Annotated in this window: 20 protein-coding genes; 11 read left to right on the top strand and 9 right to left on the bottom strand. The window is 64.7% G+C overall.

Annotation, left to right across the window (positions count from 1 at the left end; translation table 11 throughout):
* Positions 1–14 precede the first annotated feature (14 nt).
* Positions 15–290: a helix-turn-helix domain-containing protein gene (locus KF707C_RS22160; RefSeq protein WP_036992229.1), complete on the bottom strand. Its 276-nt coding sequence runs from the start codon at positions 288–290 to the stop codon at positions 15–17.
* Between the two features lie 127 nt (positions 291–417).
* Between KF707C_RS22160 and KF707C_RS22155 the strand changes: the two genes are divergently transcribed.
* The 5 genes from KF707C_RS22155 to KF707C_RS22130 all read left to right on the top strand — a co-directional run bounded on the left by KF707C_RS22155 (position 418) and on the right by KF707C_RS22130 (position 4,040).
* Positions 418–633: a MerR family transcriptional regulator gene (locus KF707C_RS22155; protein ID WP_003456723.1), complete on the top strand. Its 216-nt coding sequence runs from the start codon at positions 418–420 to the stop codon at positions 631–633.
* The gene (locus tag KF707C_RS22150) at positions 630–878 is read left to right on the top strand and encodes a MerR family transcriptional regulator (RefSeq protein ID WP_003450476.1); all 249 of its coding nucleotides are present in this window, start codon (positions 630–632) and stop codon (positions 876–878) included. The genes KF707C_RS22155 and KF707C_RS22150 overlap by 4 nt, the downstream gene beginning before the upstream one ends.
* Positions 871–1,254 (top strand): hypothetical protein, encoded by a 384-nt coding sequence (locus KF707C_RS22145; RefSeq protein ID WP_003450473.1) that lies wholly within the window; start codon positions 871–873, stop codon positions 1,252–1,254. The genes KF707C_RS22150 and KF707C_RS22145 overlap by 8 nt, the downstream gene beginning before the upstream one ends.
* Positions 1,255–1,719: 465 nt before the next feature.
* Positions 1,720–3,003, top strand: coding sequence for a hypothetical protein (locus KF707C_RS22135; RefSeq protein WP_096368057.1), 1,284 nt, complete (start codon positions 1,720–1,722; stop codon positions 3,001–3,003).
* Positions 3,003–4,040: a phage integrase gene (locus KF707C_RS22130; protein WP_096368056.1), complete on the top strand. Its 1,038-nt coding sequence runs from the start codon at positions 3,003–3,005 to the stop codon at positions 4,038–4,040. Before KF707C_RS22135 ends, KF707C_RS22130 begins: the two co-directional genes overlap by 1 nt.
* Before the next feature lie 77 nt (positions 4,041–4,117).
* Here the strand turns inward: KF707C_RS22130 and KF707C_RS22125 are convergent, their stop codons facing one another.
* Genes KF707C_RS22125 through purM form a run of 3 tightly spaced genes read right to left on the bottom strand, consistent with a single transcriptional unit; the run spans position 4,118 to position 6,554 of the window.
* Complete coding sequence (locus tag KF707C_RS22125) at positions 4,118–4,834, bottom strand: DUF3108 domain-containing protein (protein ID WP_003450656.1); 717 nt, start codon at positions 4,832–4,834, stop codon at positions 4,118–4,120.
* 11 nt (positions 4,835–4,845) lie between these two features.
* Complete coding sequence (gene purN / locus KF707C_RS22120; RefSeq protein ID WP_003450657.1) at positions 4,846–5,496, bottom strand: phosphoribosylglycinamide formyltransferase; 651 nt, start codon at positions 5,494–5,496, stop codon at positions 4,846–4,848.
* Positions 5,496–6,554 carry a phosphoribosylformylglycinamidine cyclo-ligase gene (gene purM / locus KF707C_RS22115; protein ID WP_003450658.1) on the bottom strand — a complete coding sequence of 353 codons (1,059 nt, stop codon included), beginning with the start codon at positions 6,552–6,554 and terminating at the stop codon, positions 5,496–5,498. The genes purN and purM overlap by 1 nt, the downstream gene beginning before the upstream one ends.
* 243 nt (positions 6,555–6,797) lie before the next feature.
* Here purM and KF707C_RS22110 point away from each other — a divergent pair, with 243 nt between their 5' ends.
* The 3 genes from KF707C_RS22110 to hda are packed head-to-tail and all read left to right on the top strand — an operon-like array spanning position 6,798 to position 9,673.
* Complete coding sequence (locus KF707C_RS22110; protein WP_003450660.1) at positions 6,798–7,835, top strand: DUF2066 domain-containing protein; 1,038 nt, start codon at positions 6,798–6,800, stop codon at positions 7,833–7,835.
* Between the two features lie 42 nt (positions 7,836–7,877).
* Positions 7,878–8,972, top strand: coding sequence for an AI-2E family transporter (locus KF707C_RS22105; protein ID WP_003450662.1), 1,095 nt, complete (start codon positions 7,878–7,880; stop codon positions 8,970–8,972).
* A complete protein-coding gene (hda, locus tag KF707C_RS22100) occupies positions 8,969–9,673 on the top strand; it encodes a DnaA regulatory inactivator Hda (RefSeq protein ID WP_003450663.1) in 705 nt (234 codons plus the stop codon). The genes KF707C_RS22105 and hda overlap by 4 nt, the downstream gene beginning before the upstream one ends.
* A 137-nt stretch (positions 9,674–9,810) precedes the next feature.
* On the opposite strand, the gene KF707C_RS22095 is transcribed toward hda, so the two are convergent.
* The 4 genes from KF707C_RS22095 to arsC form a co-directional block, all read right to left on the bottom strand.
* A complete protein-coding gene (locus KF707C_RS22095) occupies positions 9,811–10,755 on the bottom strand; it encodes an IS110 family RNA-guided transposase (protein ID WP_003450664.1) in 945 nt (314 codons plus the stop codon).
* A gap of 351 nt (positions 10,756–11,106) precedes the next feature.
* Positions 11,107–11,514 (bottom strand): DUF2069 domain-containing protein, encoded by a 408-nt coding sequence (locus KF707C_RS22090; RefSeq protein WP_036991759.1) that lies wholly within the window; start codon positions 11,512–11,514, stop codon positions 11,107–11,109.
* On the bottom strand, positions 11,507–12,112 hold the full coding sequence (wrbA, locus tag KF707C_RS22085) for an NAD(P)H:quinone oxidoreductase (protein ID WP_003449442.1): 606 nt from the start codon (positions 12,110–12,112) through the stop codon (positions 11,507–11,509). The genes KF707C_RS22090 and wrbA overlap by 8 nt, the downstream gene beginning before the upstream one ends.
* Positions 12,109–12,462, bottom strand: a complete 354-nt coding sequence (arsC, locus tag KF707C_RS22080) for an arsenate reductase (glutaredoxin) (protein WP_003449439.1) — start codon at positions 12,460–12,462, stop codon at positions 12,109–12,111. Before arsC ends, wrbA begins: the two co-directional genes overlap by 4 nt.
* A 124-nt stretch (positions 12,463–12,586) precedes the next feature.
* Here arsC and KF707C_RS22075 point away from each other — a divergent pair, with 124 nt between their 5' ends.
* The gene (locus tag KF707C_RS22075; RefSeq protein WP_003449438.1) at positions 12,587–13,807 is read left to right on the top strand and encodes a virulence factor BrkB family protein; all 1,221 of its coding nucleotides are present in this window, start codon (positions 12,587–12,589) and stop codon (positions 13,805–13,807) included.
* Between the two features lie 43 nt (positions 13,808–13,850).
* On the opposite strand, the gene KF707C_RS22070 is transcribed toward KF707C_RS22075, so the two are convergent.
* The gene (locus KF707C_RS22070) at positions 13,851–15,254 is read right to left on the bottom strand and encodes a PilZ domain-containing protein (protein ID WP_003449436.1); all 1,404 of its coding nucleotides are present in this window, start codon (positions 15,252–15,254) and stop codon (positions 13,851–13,853) included.
* A gap of 30 nt (positions 15,255–15,284) precedes the next feature.
* On the opposite strand from KF707C_RS22070, the gene KF707C_RS22065 reads away from it, so the two are divergent.
* Positions 15,285–15,764: a TlpA disulfide reductase family protein gene (locus KF707C_RS22065; protein ID WP_036991757.1), complete on the top strand. Its 480-nt coding sequence runs from the start codon at positions 15,285–15,287 to the stop codon at positions 15,762–15,764.
* Between the two features lie 2 nt (positions 15,765–15,766).
* Positions 15,767–16,042, top strand: coding sequence for an acylphosphatase (locus KF707C_RS22060; protein WP_003449432.1), 276 nt, complete (start codon positions 15,767–15,769; stop codon positions 16,040–16,042).
* Positions 16,043–16,049 lie beyond the last annotated feature (7 nt).

The raw sequence follows: 16,049 nt of genomic DNA, 5'->3' as shown, positions 1-16,049 counted from the left end.
TTGCCGGTGGCTTGCTAGTCCGCGTTGGAAGCCGGCAAGTTTGAATGGGCTTCATCATAGGCGGGGCTCGTCTGTCCGATCTCGGGCATGACCTCTCCAGTCAGCAACCACCACCTGTACTGCGGGAACACTTCAGCGATCGCAAGGATCTCGGTTTCCTTGATCTCTCTACTTCGGGCTGGATTCTTGAGGTTGTTCCAAGTGTAACGACTGATACCTGTCCGCTCCTCCAGCTCTGGAAGGCGCATCTCTGAGCTTTTCAAAATCTCTATAACACGTGCTTTGATCATAACTTTTCGATCTATTGGTGATCTATCCAATTCGGATCAAAAGTGGCATGATCCGCCTTAATTGATCCAAATTGGATCAATTAAGGATGGATATCCACTCACAGAGACGAATAGTGACGGAACGAGCATGGAACTGGAAGACCTCTCACCGGCCAGCCTGGCCGGCCCCCAACAGGACGTAGAACCCATCGCCGCCTGGGCGGATCGCAACGGCGTCACCTGCGACACCGCCCGCGCCTGGGTGTATCGGGGAATCATCCCCTCGGTGAAGCTCGGCAAGCTGCGCATGGTCAACTGCGCCCTGCTGCGCCAATGGCTTCTGGAACAGGAGTGGAACGCATGAACAACGCCAACGTACGCCTCACCCTGGCCGCCCTGCCTTCCAGCGGCAACAGCGCCGTAATGAGCGCGGAAGCCTTCGCCGACATGTGCGGCGTTTCCGTCGAAACCGTGGTGGGCTGGATGGACAACGGCACCGTGCCTGCGGTGAGGGTCCAGGGCTCGCGCCTGATCAACCTGGAGCGGCTGTGCGAGGACCTGGAGCACGGCAAGGACGAGTTCGATGAGGGGGACTACGACAATGACTAGCTTCGCACTCAACCTGAACGCCACCCAGGCCATGGGCCTGATCGGCCAGACCGTCATGATGGAGCTGGTGTGGGAGCAGGACCCGGAGCCGCTCTGGCGCTGCTTCCACATCGTCGGCGTGGTGGTGCCGCTGGAAGGCCTCGTTGAGGAAGGCCACTTCCTGGTCCTCAATGCCCTCCATGAAGAGCGCTTCCCGAATGAGGTGTTCTGGTCGAACATCCGCACCCTCACCACGCTGCACCGCCGCCCGTTGTCGGGCTCGGACCAGCCCTCTCCCGTGTTCGGTGGCCTGATCCGGTCAGGGGCCGCGCTCCCGGCTCGTCGGAATCGTATTTCAGTTCCGGCGAACGGAAGCACGGGCGCAGCGCACCCTTGACCGTACACCAGCCCTGGCAGCCTTGGCTGGGGAGTGTGGGGCAGCTTCACCGCCCCGCGCTCCCGAGCCCTCGGCGGCAAGAGCGGGATGACAAGGGCGGCGCCCTTGGTGTTGTCGGGGTCCTGGTGTTCTCCCTGGCCCTGCTGGCGGTACTGGCTACCCTGCTTTGGCCGCAGTTCCGTGAACCCACGCCCCCGCTGCCCCCGCTGCTGATTCCCTGCCCGCTGGCCGAGCCTGTATCGGTCGCCCTCCAGAGCCCTCCCCGGAATGAATGTGCCAATCCGAGCGCACACGCGTTTTGCACGGATACGCGCGCAGCGCGTACCGCGCAAACGCGTGAGCGCGGGAGGGCTCCCGCGTGCGGGTGGGACCCGCGCTCAAGCGGTCGTCGGGACGTCCCTGTAGCACGTCCTATCAATGGCTTAACGCCATTTCAATTCGTGTCATTTCATGGAGTTTGACGACATGAGGAAAGCCGTAGACCAGATTCGCGTCGATTTGCAGACCGGCCAGGAGTGCCGCCACTCCCGTCTGTTCTTCGACCAGAAGTCGGCCCGCCTGACCAACCTGTCGGGCGTCCGCCTGTTGGGTTGCCGGGTGGACACCGTGCGCCAGTTGTACCGGGGCATGGTGCGGCCCCAGGTGCTGGCCCTGTTCGAGGAAAGCGGCTTGGTCAGCTTTGCCGGGCACCAGTGGCACGCGGGGCGTGTCAGCCGGGATTCCGGCTACCAGTACAAGCTGCAGAACAACGACCTGGGCTTTGTGCTGCTGCTCAAGAACTTCAACGTGAAGGCCGACGTGATCGGCGCCCACCTCAAGATCGAGGTCAGCCCTCATGCCATCCAGTCGTGTCCGCCAGAGGTGCTGCAGGAGTGGATGGACCGCTTCGCCCAGGCCGCCCTGGAATGCGTGGAGGCCAACCAGTGCGCCGTCCACCTCGCCCTGGACGTGCAAGGCTGGAAACCGCCGAAGGATCTGATGGATCGCCTGCTCTGCCGCGCCCGTACCCGGCGCAGCATCACCGGCATCAACGAAGTGTTCTACGACGGTGAGGCCGTGTCCTACGGCAACGCCCAGTCCTTCCTGTTCGGCTCCGCCTCGGGCATGCAGCTGGCCATCTACAACAAGTCCCTCCAGGCCTACAGCATCGACAAGCTCGACTACTGGCAGTCGGTCTGGAAGACCATGGACAACCCCTTCGCCCCGGACGACGACCAGAACTACGACGCCAAGGCCCCGGTGTGGCGCGTGGAGCTGCGCTTTCACCACTCCATCGTCCAGCAGTTCGCCGACGGCTCGGCCTGCATGGACACCGGCGCCATGATCGACAGCCGCACCTACAAGGAACTGGCCCCGCACCTGAACGGGCTGTTCCAGTACGGCCTGGAGTCCTTCCGCCTCTGCTCCAGCAAGGGCGTGTTCGATGCGTTCTGGTCGCTCATGCGGCAAGACGTGAAAGTCTCGGTGCCCGGCGTCTCGCTTGCGGGCCGCACTCACTACAAGCGCCACTACAAGACCGCCCAGGGCTTTTCGGGAAAGAACATCGACCTCTTCCTGGGCAACTTCATCAGCCTTGTCGCCAGGGGGCGCATCGGCGCAAAAAAGGCCTTTGCCGGCCTCCGCGACTGGGAGTGCTGGCCGCTGATCCGTGACCACTACGCCCAGAAGGGCATGGACGAACGGGCCCTCTACAAGCGCATCAAGCAACTGCTGGAGGAACGCATCATCCGATGGGGGCGTGCCGTCTGATGGCTATCCAGCAACTACCGGATGGCCGTTGGAAGGTCGATACCGAACCCATCAAGGGCAAGCGCTTCCGCAAGACGTTCAAGACCAAGGGCGAGGCCCTGCGCTTTGAAGCCACCTGCCGGGCCAAGTGCATCGAAACCCCGGACTGGTCACCCCGTCCGAGGGACCGCCGTCGTTTGCTGGAACTGTTGAAACGGTGGGGCATCCTGCACGGCAATGGCCTCTCTGACTTTGAAGGGCGTGAATTGCTGATGCGTCGAATGATCGAGCGCCTGGGCGACCCGATCGGCTGCCAGTTCACCGCCGTGAAGTTCGCCGAGTACCGAGCCAAGCGCCTGGCGGCCGGCATCAGCCGCAAGACGATGAACAACGAACTCGGCTACCTCCGCGCCTTGTTCAACGTGCTGATCGAGTTCCAGGAAATCGACTACCCGAACCCGCTGGCCACGGTGAAGCCAATGAAGCTCCAGGAGCGGGAACTGGCCTACCTCGATCACGACCAGTTGAACAGGCTGTTCGCTACGTTGCGCTCGATGCAGCACGTTCACGTCGAGCTGATCTCCACCATCTGCCTGGCTACGGGTTGCCGCTGGGGAGAAGCTCAGGGCCTGGTGCCGTCCAGGGTGAAGGGCGGCGCGGTGCATTTCGTGGAGACGAAGTCGAAGCGCCGTAGATCGATCCCGATCACGCCCGAGCTGGAAGCCCGCATCCTTGATCACTTCTCAAAGCACGGGCTATTCACCAACTGCCGGAACAGGTTCGATAAGGCGGTGAAGGAAGCTGGCCTGGAGCTGCCTGCCGGCCAGAAGGCTCACGTGCTGCGGCACACCTTCGCGTCGCACTTCATGGCCAACGGGGGGAACATCCTGTCGCTGCAGAAGATCCTGGGACACGCGTCGGTGGCGATGACCATGCGCTACGCCCACCTTGCACCCGGTCACTTCCAGGACGTTCTGGAGTTCGGCCCGACCAGAGACTTTCGACACTTCTTCGACACCTCCCCGCTTGCAGAGCAGGAAGATCAGAAAAAAGCCTGATAAATCAAAAAGGTAGGCGACAACGCCCAAACGAAAAAACCGGGCGCGAGGCCCGGTTTCTGGTGTGGCGAAGGGGATCAGTCGGAGGCGCCCTTGACCTCTTTCCCGTTGACCGTGCCTTCCTTGAGCATGATCTGGTACTCCTTGCCGTCTTTTTCCACCTGGTGCAGGCGAACCAGCAGGTAGTCCCAGTCCTTGGCGAACCAGAGCACGGTCTTGCGGCTGCTCTGGGTGGGGTCGCGCACGCGCTCCACCTTGATGGCGTCCAGCACGCCGGCCTTGGTGCGCACGCGCTCCTCGCCCAGCACACGGAAATCGTAGGTTTCGATCTCGTCGCCGTCGATCACCTGGTAGCTCATGCTCTTCTTGCCGTCGGCGACGTCATGCTGGAGCACCAGCTGGTAGGTGGACTTGTCCTGCAGGCCGCGGTTCAAGGGCAGGCGAACCTGGTCACCGCGATCGCTGCCGATGATCTGCTTCTGGGTCCAGTCGAAATCGAACTCCACCTCCTTGCTCTTGCCCAGGCCGTTGCGGCTGAAGCGATAGGTCAGGGGCAGGAAGGCGTTGTTCTCGACGCGGAAGGTGCTGACTTCGCTGAGGCTGGCTACCAGCATGGAAGCCTCGAAGTCCAGCTGCCAGCGGCCGTTGTCCAGCGGCTTGAGGCTACGTCCGGCGGTACCGCTGATGGGCAGTTGCTTCCAGTCGGCGGTGTAGCTGGCCGTGAAGGGCTTCAGGTCAGCGGCCAGCGCAGGCAGGGTGAAGAGGGAGAGGAGCAACAGCAAGGCGCGACGCATTGGCGAATCTCCTAGTTACGCAGTTGTCGCCCGGTGGGGGGCAACGCTTGTCCATCCAGTTCGGCGCCGTCAGGGCCCAGGCGCAGCCTGCCTTCGGCAAACCAGCGCATGGCCAGCGGATAGATGCGGTGTTCCTGTACATGGACCCGCTGGGCCAGGCTTTCCGGCGTGTCATCCGACTCTACCGGGATCAGGGCCTGCGCCACCAGGGGGCCGCCATCGAGTTCCTCGGTGACGAAGTGCACGCTGCAGCCATGCTCGGAATCGCCGGCTTCCAGTGCGCGCTGGTGGGTGTGCAGGCCCTTGTACTTGGGCAACAGCGACGGATGAATGTTCAGCAGGCGACCCTGGTAATGGCGCACGAAGCCGGGGGTGAGGATGCGCATGAAACCGGCCAGTATCACCAGCTGCGGGTCGTAGGCATCGATGGCTTCGATCAGCGCGGCATCGAAGGCTTCGCGGTCGGCGAAGGCCTTGTGGTCCAGGGTCCGGGTGTCGATGCCGGCCTTCTTCGCGCGTTCAAGGCCGAAGGCATCGGCGCGGTTGGAAATCACCGCGCGGATGCGGGCCGGGTGCTCGTCGCCGGTGATGCTGTCGATCAGCGCCTGCAGGTTGCTGCCGGAGCCGGAGATCAGCACCACCACATTGCAACGTGCGGCCATCAGTGGCCCTTCAGGTTGTTCAGCACAACGCGCTGGGCGCCTTCGGCCGCTTCGGCGATCTGACCGATGATCCAGGGCTGCTCACCGGCATCACGCAGGACCTTCAGGGCTTCTTCGGCCTGTTCCGGCGCGACGCAGATCACCATGCCCACGCCGCAGTTCAGGACGCGATGCATTTCGGTCTCGTCGACGTTGCCTTGCTCCTGCAGCCAGTCGAACACAGCCGGACGCTGCCAGCTGGCCACATCGATCACGGCTTGGGCGTTGTCCGGCAGGACGCGCGGAATGTTGTCCAGCAGGCCGCCGCCGGTGATGTGGGCCATGGCCTTGACTGCGCCGGTGTCCTTGATCAGCTTCAGCAGCGGCTTGACGTAGATGCGGGTGGGCGCCATCAGCAGGTCGGCCAGGGGCTTGCCGTCGAGCTGCACGCTTTCGATGTCGGCGCCACTGACTTCGATGATCTTGCGGATCAGGGAGTAACCGTTGGAGTGCGGGCCGGAGGAGGGCAGGGCGATCAGGGTATCGCCGGTGCGGACGCGGGAACCGTCGATGATCTCGGCCTTTTCCACGACGCCGACGCAGAAGCCGGCCAGGTCATAGTCTTCGCCTTCGTACATGCCGGGCATCTCGGCGGTCTCACCACCCACCAGGGAGCAGCCGGCCAGTTCGCAACCGGCGCCGATGCCGGTCACCACGGTGGCGGCCACGTCGACGTTGAGCTTGCCGGTGGCGTAGTAGTCGAGGAAGAACAGCGGCTCGGCGCCACAGACCACCAGGTCGTTCACGCACATGGCGACCAGGTCCTGGCCGATGCTGTCGTGCTTGTTCAGGTTCAGCGCCAGGCGCAGCTTGGTGCCGACGCCGTCGGTGCCGGATACCAGCACCGGCTGCTTGTAGCCCGCCGGGATCTCGCAGAGGGCGCCGAAGCCACCCAGGCCGCCCATCACTTCAGGGCGCGCGGTGCGCTTGGCCACGCCTTTGATGCGTTCGACCAGGGCTTCGCCTGCGTCGATGTCTACACCGGCGTCCTTGTAGCTCAGGGAGGGTTGCTTGCTCATAAATCCAGGCCTATAGGGGGAAATCGTGGGTCTGCCGGCAAGTCTGGCTGCCGGTTTGCGAAGGCGAGCGATTTTATCAGGGTTGCCCCGTAGCGGCCATCGGCAGCGGTCGGGCGCCCGTGAAAAGAGTGGGAAAAGGTTGCGTTGCCGGGAAACGGAGGGCTGTTTAAGGTATAGCCCTCCGTTTCCCAGGGGCCGTCTTACAGCCTAAGCTGCACCCTGTTCGTCCATAGAGACCCCACCATGCGCCTGATCGTCCACGCCCTCCTGCTCTGTCTCACCCTCTTCGGCCTGTCGGTCCGGGCCGAGACGGCCCACAACCTCTATCAGGTTCGCGAGCCGGTTGCCTCCCAGCAACCGGAGGAGCGCAACCAGGCGCTGGTCCGGGCGCTGGATACCCTGGTGCTGCGACTGTCCGGCGATGCCAAGGCGTCCCAGAGCCCGGCGCTGGCATCGGTTCGGCAGGATCCACAGCAGCTCATCAGCCAGTACGGTTACGAGGGGCGGACCCTGGTGGTGGACTTCGATCCGGTGACCACCGAGCGAGCCCTGCGCCAGGCCGGTATCGCCCTGTGGAGCGCCAACCGCCCCACGATCCTCGCCTGGTGGCTGAATCGCGGCACCGCCAGCACCAGCCTGGTGGGCGATGGCCAGGAGGCCGCCGTCCCCTTGCAGGAGGCCGCACAGAACCGTGGCCTGCCGTTGCGCTTGCCGCTGGCGGACCTGGAAGAGCAGTTGCTGGCCACCCCCGAGCAATTGACCTCCGCCCAGCCGGGCGCCCTGACCCAGGCGTCCGAGCGATATGGCGCGGATGCCTTACTGGCCGTGGATGCCGCCGAAGCGGACGGCAAATGGCAGGCGCAATGGCGCCTCTGGCTGGGCGACAGCCGTGAGCAGGGCACTGCGGAAGGGGTCGACAGCGCCGCCGTTGCCGATGTGGTGATGCTGGCGGTGAACCAGCGCCTAGCCCCGCGTTTCGTGGTGGCGCCGGGGGCCGGGCAGAGCCTGGACCTGGAGGTGCAGGGCGCGACCCTGGCGCGTTACGCCGAGCTGTCCCGTCTGCTGGAGCCCTTCGGCGCCCGACTGATCCGGGTGGAAGGCGATCGCCTGGCCTATCAGGTCAATGCCAGCCCCGAGCAGCTGCGGGCCCAACTGGCCCTGGTCGGCCTGCAGGAATCGCCGGTGGAGTCGCCCACCGCGCAAGCTCCCTCGGCCGATCCACAAGCTACCCCCGCGCCCCTGGTCGTACCGCGCGACAACCTGCTGCGCTTCCATTGGTAAGCCGACATCGTCGAACCCGCCACACAGGGAAGAGGGCCTGACATGACCGATTCGCGCCGCTGGCTCTGGCTGGGTGGCTTCCTGCTGCTGGGCTGGCTGCTCTACCAGCTGCATCCGGTGCTTTCACCCTTCCTGGTGGGGATGCTGCTGGCCTACCTGGGCGATCCGCTGGTGGATCGCCTGGAGCGCCTTGGGCTTTCGCGGACCTGGGGCGTGGTGCTGGTCTTCGGTCTCTTCGCCTTGATCCTGCTGGCTATGTTGCTGGTGCTGGTACCGATGCTCGGACGACAGCTCTTCCGCCTCTATGAGGTGGCACCGCAGATGCTCGACTGGCTGCAGCAGACCGCCTTGCCCTGGGTCCAGGGCCGGCTGGGCCTGGCCGGCGAGTTCTGGCGTTTCGACAAGCTCAAGGCGGTGCTCAGCGGCCATCTCGGGCAGACCACCGATATCGCCGGTTCCCTGCTGGCCAGCGTCACGGCGTCCGGGCTGGCGCTGCTGGCCTGGCTCGGCAACCTGGTGCTGATCCCGGTGGTGGGGTTCTACCTGCTGCGGGACTGGGACCTGATGGTGTCGAAGCTGCGCGGCCTGCTGCCGCGCAGTCGCGAGTCCTATGTGGTGGGGCTGGTGGGCGAATGCCACGAGGTGCTGGGGGCCTTCCTCCGTGGCCAGTTACTGGTGATGCTGGCACTGGGGATGATCTATGCCGTCGGCCTGATGCTGGTGGGACTGGACCTTGGCCTTCTGATCGGCCTGCTGGCGGGGTTGGCCAGCATCGTGCCCTACATGGGCTTCGTGGTGGGATTCGGCGCCGCGGTAGTGGCTGCGCTCTTCCAGTTCGGGGGGTTCGAGTTCTATCCGCTGATCGGTGTGGTGGCGGTGTTCACGGCAGGCCAACTGCTCGAGGGAATGCTGCTGACACCCCTGCTGGTGGGGGATCGCATCGGCCTGCACCCGGTCGCGGTAATCTTTGCCATACTCGCCGGAGGCCAGCTGTTTGGCTTCACCGGCGTGCTCCTGGCGCTGCCGGTCGCGGCGATCATCATGGTGTTGCTGCGCCATGCGCATGATTTCTATAAACTTTCCGACCTTTACGGAAAGTCGAGTAGCGGTCCAGACGACCCTCCCAGTACGGCATGACACCGATCCAGCTTCCCCTGAGTGTGCGTCTGCGTGACGACGCCACCTTCGCCAACTTCTATCCCGGCGCCAATGCTGCGGCTCTCGGCTATGTCGAGCGCCTGTGCGAAGCCGATGCCGGCTGGACCGAAAGCCTGATTTACCTCTGGGGTGGAGAAGGCGTTGGCCGTAGCCATCTGTTGCAGGCCGCCTGCATCCGCTTCGAGCAGCGCGACGAACAGGCGATCTACCTGCCGATGGATGAGCTTGTGCATTACGGCCCTGAGGTCTTCGACAACCTGGAGCAGTGCGAGCTGGTCTGTCTCGACGGCCTGGATGCGCTGGCCGGGCGCCAGGAGTGGGAAGAAGGGCTGTTCCACCTGTTCAACCGGCTGCGGGATGCCGGTCGCAAGCTGTTGCTGTCGGCCAACAAGTCGCCCCGTGAATTGGGCATCAAGTTGCCGGACCTCAAGTCCCGGCTGACCCTGGCCCTGGTGTTCCAGCTCCACGGCCTGTCCGATGAGGACAAGCTGCGTGCCCTGCAATTGCGGGCCTCGCGCCGGGGCCTGCATCTGACCGATGAGGTGGGGCGTTTCATCCTGACCCGTGGGCCGCGCAGCATGAACCTGCTGTTCGACCTGCTGGATATCCTCGACCAGGCCTCGCTGCAGGCCCAGCGCAAGCTGACGATTCCCTTCCTCAAGGAAATTTTCGGCTGGTAGCCGTGGCGCGACCGCAAGCCCAAAAGGAAAGCCCGGACGAATGTCCGTAATGCCGTTCACATAAAGAAAACGCCGCTTTTCCTTCAGCAGGAAAGCGGCATTTTTTTGATTCTGCGTGATCGTAGGAGATTCTATGTCTACCCCGCCGTACAGGTTGGTGACCGATACGGCTGCTGGGTCTTCATGAGGGCGAAGGCAATTCGAGCCAGTTTCCGTGCCAGGATGGTCAGGGCTTCGGTCTTTTTCAGACCACGCTCCAGGTAGCCCAGATAGAGCTTCTGCCAAGCTTTGGTGCGACTGGCGGCCATGGCGGCATTGTGTAGCAGCCGCCGGACCTCCGGATCGCCCTGTTTGCTCAACTTGCGGCGTCCGCTGTAGCGCCCCGATTCCTTCGCGCGCACATCCAGGCCCAGGAAGGCGATGAAGGCGTCGCTGTTGCGGAAGGGGCCACGCTGAAAGGCCATGTTCAGGGCTGCTGCGGTTAGCGGGCCGATGCCTTCAATGGCCCGGCAACGCTTGGCCTGCTCGGCTAGGCCAGCGTCCTTCAAGGCCTGGGCAATGTCCTGATCGAGGCGCTGCTCCAGGCGCTTGAGGGAGCTGAGCGCCGCTTTCATCGACACCTTGAACTGGGTGTCATGGCCAAAGCTCTGGCGCAGCGCCGTGGCACTGCGGATCAGCGTCGCCCGGCGTCGCAGCAGGCTTTGCAGCAGCCGGTAAGCCTTGCCGGCGGGTTGCCAGACCCGCAGTTGGGCCTGTTCGTGGGCCAGATAACGGGCCAGTAGACGGGCATCGCTGGCGTCGGTCTTGATGCGGCCGCCGATGCCCTTGCGGTAATTGCTCAGGCGATAGCCATCAATGACATAGAGGCGATGACCACGCGCATGGGCCAGGTCGACGAGCTGCACGTGATAGGTGCTGGTGGCTTCCACTGCCAAGGCACAGTCGCCGGGGAGCGTCTTCAGCCAGGCGCGGATGCTGCGGGCGTCATTGTCCAGGGTGCAGTACTGGTCCAGGTCGGCGCGATACAGGCTCAGGCTGTCCTTGGCCACGTCGATGCCGATGATGGGGGATTGGGTTGTCATGTGCGATTCCGGCCGACAAGATGAATGAGTCTGTCGGGGGGCTCACCTGTGCGCAGGCTTGCAGATATGGTCGATCTCGAGCGGCTACTCGAGTCGATGGATTCCTTATCGGCGCTTGTCGTGAGCCAGGAGTGGGGGAGTTCTCCTACCGTCTGTCTTGCAGAAGCGAGCTCAGTCCCTCCACCCCCGACAGACCCACCTTACGACATACAAGCGAGCTTGCTCGCGAACAGGCCGTTTTCGCGAGCAAGCTCGCTCCTACATCAGGGGTTGAAGCCCCAGCGACTGACGCTGGCATCGCCTAAGTGAACAGCATTACGGACGAATGTCCGGGCTTTTTCATTGCGGAGCTTATTCCCCGGCCAGCTTGCGGTTGTACTGGAAGCGCCAGCGGGTGTAGAGCAGCGCGGCGCAGAACAGCAGCAGGCTGAGCCCCGCCTCCAGCCAGCCGAACAGCATGCGGGCCGGGTCGATGGCGGCAAGCACGCCCTGGATGAAGTAGAGGTTGACCACGAAGCAGGCCCAGGCATGGGCACGGGCGTTGCCCATGATGATGCCGGGGGCGAGCAGGAGCAGGGGCACCAGTTCGATGGTCAGCACCACCCAGGTGCGGGCGCCGTGCAGGTCGGCGAAGAACAGGGTGTTGATTGTCAGCAGGGCGGCCAGGGCGAGGAAGCTCGCCAGGCTCACCACGCGGCTGGCGCCCATGCGAGGTGCCAGCCATTCCAGTGCCGGGAGTGTCTTGGGTTTCCTAGCCACGCGGTGCCTCCAGGCGTTGGGCAATCTGTGCCAGGCGTTGACCCAGCGCCCGGCAGAGGGCGATCTCGTGCTCGTCCAGGGGGCGCTTGCCGTCGGCGCCCGCATGGTGGCTGGCGCCGTAGGGGGTTCCGCCGCCACGGGTCTCCAGCAGGGCCGGCTCGCTGTAGGGGAGCCCGGTCACCAGCATGCCGTGGTGCATCAGTGGCAGCAGCATAGACAGCAGGGTCGTTTCCTGGCCGCCATGGAGGCTGGCGGTGGAGGTGAACACCGCTGCCGGCTTGCCCACCAGTTCGCCGGTCAGCCAGAGGCTGCTGGTACCGTCGAGGAAGTACTTGAGCGGGGCGGCCATGTTGCCGAAACGGGTGGGGCTGCCGAGGATCAGGCCGGCGCAGTGACGCAGGTCGTCCAGTGTGGCGTAGAGGGCGCCCTCGGCGGGGATGTCCGGGGCCACCGCTTCGCACTCGGTGGACACCGCAGGCACCGTTCGCAGCCGTGCCTCCAGGCCGGCCTGCTCGACGCCCCGGGCGATCTGCCGGGCCATCTCGGCGGTCGCGCCGTGACGGCTGTAGTAAAGGACCAGGATGTAGGGTGTGCTCAAGGAAGGATCTCCAGCACGTTCTCCGGCGGACGGCCCACAATCGCCTTGTCGCCGGCGACCAGGATGGGGCGTTCGATCAGCTTGGGGTGGGCGACCATGGCGTCGATCAGTTGCGCTTCGCTGAGTCCCGCGTCGCCCAGGTTCAGCGTCTTGTACTCGTCCTCTCCGGTGCGCAGCAGCTGGCGGGCGGACAGGCCCAGCTTGGCCAGTAGCTCGCGAAGTTCGGCGGCGCTGGGCGGCGTTTCCAGGTAGCGGACGATGGTCGGGGCCAGGCCGCGGGCCTCCAGCAGTTCGAGGGCGCTGCGGGACTTGGAACAACGAGGATTGTGGTAGAGCGTCAATTCGGTCATGTCTGGGTCGCATGGGCTTGGTCGAGGCGGCTATTCTAACCGCGTCGTGGCATCGTCCTGAACCGTGGACCGCGCTTGTGGTCTGCTGGGACGGAACGGGCCCTACCGCAGCTAAGGAGATGGAATGCGCCAACGCCTCACCGACCTCGTCGAATTCTGGCGCTTCCTGCTGCAGCGGTTCATCGCCGATCGCGGTACCAACAGCGCCGCTGCGCTGACCTACACCAGCCTGTTCGCAGTGGTGCCGATGATGACGGTGACCTTCACCATGCTCTCGGCCATTCCCGCCTTCCAGGGCACCGGCGAGCAGATCCAGAGTTTCATCTTCCGCAACTTCGTGCCCTCCACCGGTGAAGCCTTGCAGGAGTACCTGCAGGGCTTCACGGTGCAGGCCCGCCACCTGACCTGGGTCGGTGTCGGCCTGCTGGTGGTGACCGCCTTCATGATGCTGGTGACCATCGAGAAGGCCTTCAACACCATCTGGCGGGTGCGTCAGCCCCGGCGGGGCATTTCCAGCTTCCTGCTCTACTGGGCGATCCTCAGCCTGGGGCCCCTGCTGCTGGGGGCCGGTTTCGCGGTGAGTACCTACATCACGTCGCTGTCGCTGATTTCAGGGCCGGATGCGCTGATCGGCGCCAAGACGTTGCTGGGGTTCATGCCGCTGCTGTCCAGCGTCGCGGCCTTCACCCTGATCTATGCCGCCGTGCCCAACGCCCGGGTACCGGTTCGTCATGCGCTGGCCGGGGGCGTGTTCACCGCGCTGCTGTTCGAGGCGGCCAAGGCACTGTTCGGCCTCTATGTCAGTCTCTTTCCGGGCTACCAGCTCATCTACGGTGCCTTCGCCACGGTGCCGCTGTTCCTGCTGTGGATCTATCTGTCCTGGGTCATCGTGCTGTTCGGCGCCGAACTGGTGTGCAACCTGTCCACGCCCTGGCATTGGCGACGCCGTGCGCTTCCGCGCCTGCTGGTGATGATGGGCATCCTGCGGGTCTTCCACGACCGCCAACTGCGGGGCATGCCGGTGCGGCACCTGGATGTCCAGCGCGCGGGCTGGTACCTGCCCGAGGACGAATGGCTGGAGATGCTCGAGTTGCTGGAGGGCCAGCACCTGGTCTGCCGGGCCAGTGGCGGTGCCTGGGTGCTGTGCCGCGACCTCAGCGGCTACAGCCTCTACCAGTTGCTGAGCCACATGCCCTGGCCGCTGCCCAGGCCGAACCAGTTGCCCGAGCACCTGGACGAGGCCTGGTACCCGCCGCTGCGCAATGCCTTGTCGTTGTTGCAGGAAGAACAGCAGGCCTTGTTCGGCGGCAGCCTGGCGCAGTGGCTCAGGGCCGAATCGGAATGACACGTCGCGTCGATCGCCTCTGTCGGTGCGACGGCCGTGCCGTTCACGCCAGTTGCAGGGGGTAGCGCGCGACCAGACTGGTCGTCAGGTTGGGGGCGGGCAGCCGGACGATGGCCTGGTTGTTCATATTGGCCAGTTGCAGCCAGAGATTCTCCCCTTCGACGAACTGCTGGCCGGGCAGCCAGAGGCCATGGTGCCAACCGATGCCGGGGGCCGGAGTGCTCTGCAGGACGCCGGGATGGGTCTGCGCGCTGGGGGCCCGGCGCAGCCAGGCAGGCCGGGGCAGGCCCTTGAGGTAGCGCAGGCCCAGATGCAGGCCTTCGGCGTTCTGGTAGCGCCAGCGCACCAGCGCGAGAATCGGGGAGCTGGCACCGCGGACCAGCACCAACTGGCCCACTGGCACCAGGCTGGTGAGGTGGCCGTCGCAGAGCAGGCGAGCGCCACCGGGGCTGGCATCCAGCAATTGCGTCTCATGGCGGTCGGGATGCTGGGTCAGCAGATCGGCGTGTATCGCGGGAAGGCCCACTACCAGTTGGCAACTGCCTGATTGTTCCGTGCGGGGATGGCGGCGCTGCTGGCGTCCCAGCCAATGCTGGCGAACCCGCTCCAGCAGGGCGCTGTCGCGCTCGCTGCGCAGGGGGGCGGGTTCATTGAGGGCGATCAGCAGGGCGCCGAGCTCCAGCCGGCGGAGGTGGGTGGACTCGCCGTCCGGAGTCTGGTCCTGTGGAAGGCAGGGTTGGGACTCGGTGAGGTCCACTGTCGGGTTGGCATTCTCGTCGTCCTCGTCCCAGGGCAGCAGGCGCGCCAGGCCGGCCAATGGTGCAAGGGCGCCGAACAGCTGCAGGCATTCGCCGTCGGGGAGGTGGAAGGGGTTGCTCAGGGCCAGGAGCAGCATCTGCTGGTAGAGGCCACGCAGGGTATTGGCGGGCGTCGGCACGAAGGCGGCGGCGACGGGTTCATCCAGGCAGTGCTGGTGTTCGCCGAGCCAGTAGAGCAGGTGGCTGTCGCGCCAGAGGCGCGGGTCGGGCTCCAGGTACAGCTGGTAATGGCGTAGCTGGGTCTGGGCGAGGAAATGCTCGGCCATGTAGAGGCACCAGGCAAGGTGCGGCCTGGAGGGCTGGTGCCCCTGCAGAATCTGCAGAAGCAGGCGCTTGAAACCGCAGGCCAGCTCGTCGCAGAGGCGCAGGAAGGGCGCTGGGACGTCCCGTTCCTGGCAGCCCTGCGCATAGTGGCGGAACTCTTCACTGAAGTTTTGCAGCACCCGTTGCCTTTCAAGTAAGGTCAGTGCGCTGCGATTGAGCCTGAAGAGAAGCGTCAGGACCTGCTGCAGGGCACTATCCTGAGGGAGTTGGCGGGCCTCGGCCAGGAGCGTTGGCACGCTCGCCAGGGGAGTGGAGTTCTCTTCCAGGATGTCCGGCACTTCCAGGCGCAGGGCATCCAGCGTCATATCAACCCCGCGTACACGAGGACCGAATGCATGGGATCGCGACTCCAGGCTGTCATTGGGGCGTTCGCACTGATGGGGGCCAGCCTGTTCCTGGCCGGCTGCTCGGACGACGTCGGCGTCGATCAGCATGGACAGAAGGTAGCGGTTGAGCGGCTTGAAGGCCAGTGGCTGGTCATCAATTACTGGGCGGAATGGTGTGCGCCCTGCCGCACCGAAATCCCCGAGCTCAACGCGCTTGCCGAACAGCAGAAGGACAAGGGCGTGAAGGTGCTGGGGGTCAACTTCGACGGACTCCAGGGCGAGGAGCTCAGCGATGCGGTGGACAAGATGGGTATCCGCTTCACGGTACTGGCGGAGGATCCGGCCGCGCGCTTCGAGTTGCCCCGCAGTGAAGCCCTGCCGGTGACCTACATCATCGATACCCAGGGCAAGGTGCGCGAGCGGCTCATGGGTGAGCAGGACGCCGCCGGCCTCACTGCGCGTCTCGCCAGCCTGCGCAAGGGTGAGTAGCGATGGCGCGAATCTGTCTGCACGGTTACGTCAGTGGCAAGGTCCAGGGTGTCTACTATCGCCAGTCGACCCAGGAGGAGGCGGATCGCCTGGACCTGGACGGCTGGGTGCGCAACCTGGACGACGGCAGGGTCGAGGTGTTGCTGGAGGGCGAGGAGGACGCCGTGCGCGAACTGGCCCGCTGGCTCGAGCGGGGACCCGACAAGGCGCGGGTGACGGCGGTGGAGCTCGCCGAGCAACCCCTCCAGGGGATCATCGGCTTCATCGTGCGACGTTGAGCCGCAA

The organism is Pseudomonas furukawaii, assembly GCF_002355475.1.
GTDB classification, from domain to species: domain Bacteria; phylum Pseudomonadota; class Gammaproteobacteria; order Pseudomonadales; family Pseudomonadaceae; genus Metapseudomonas; species Metapseudomonas furukawaii.
This window is presented reverse-complemented; position numbering and strand designations above follow the sequence as displayed.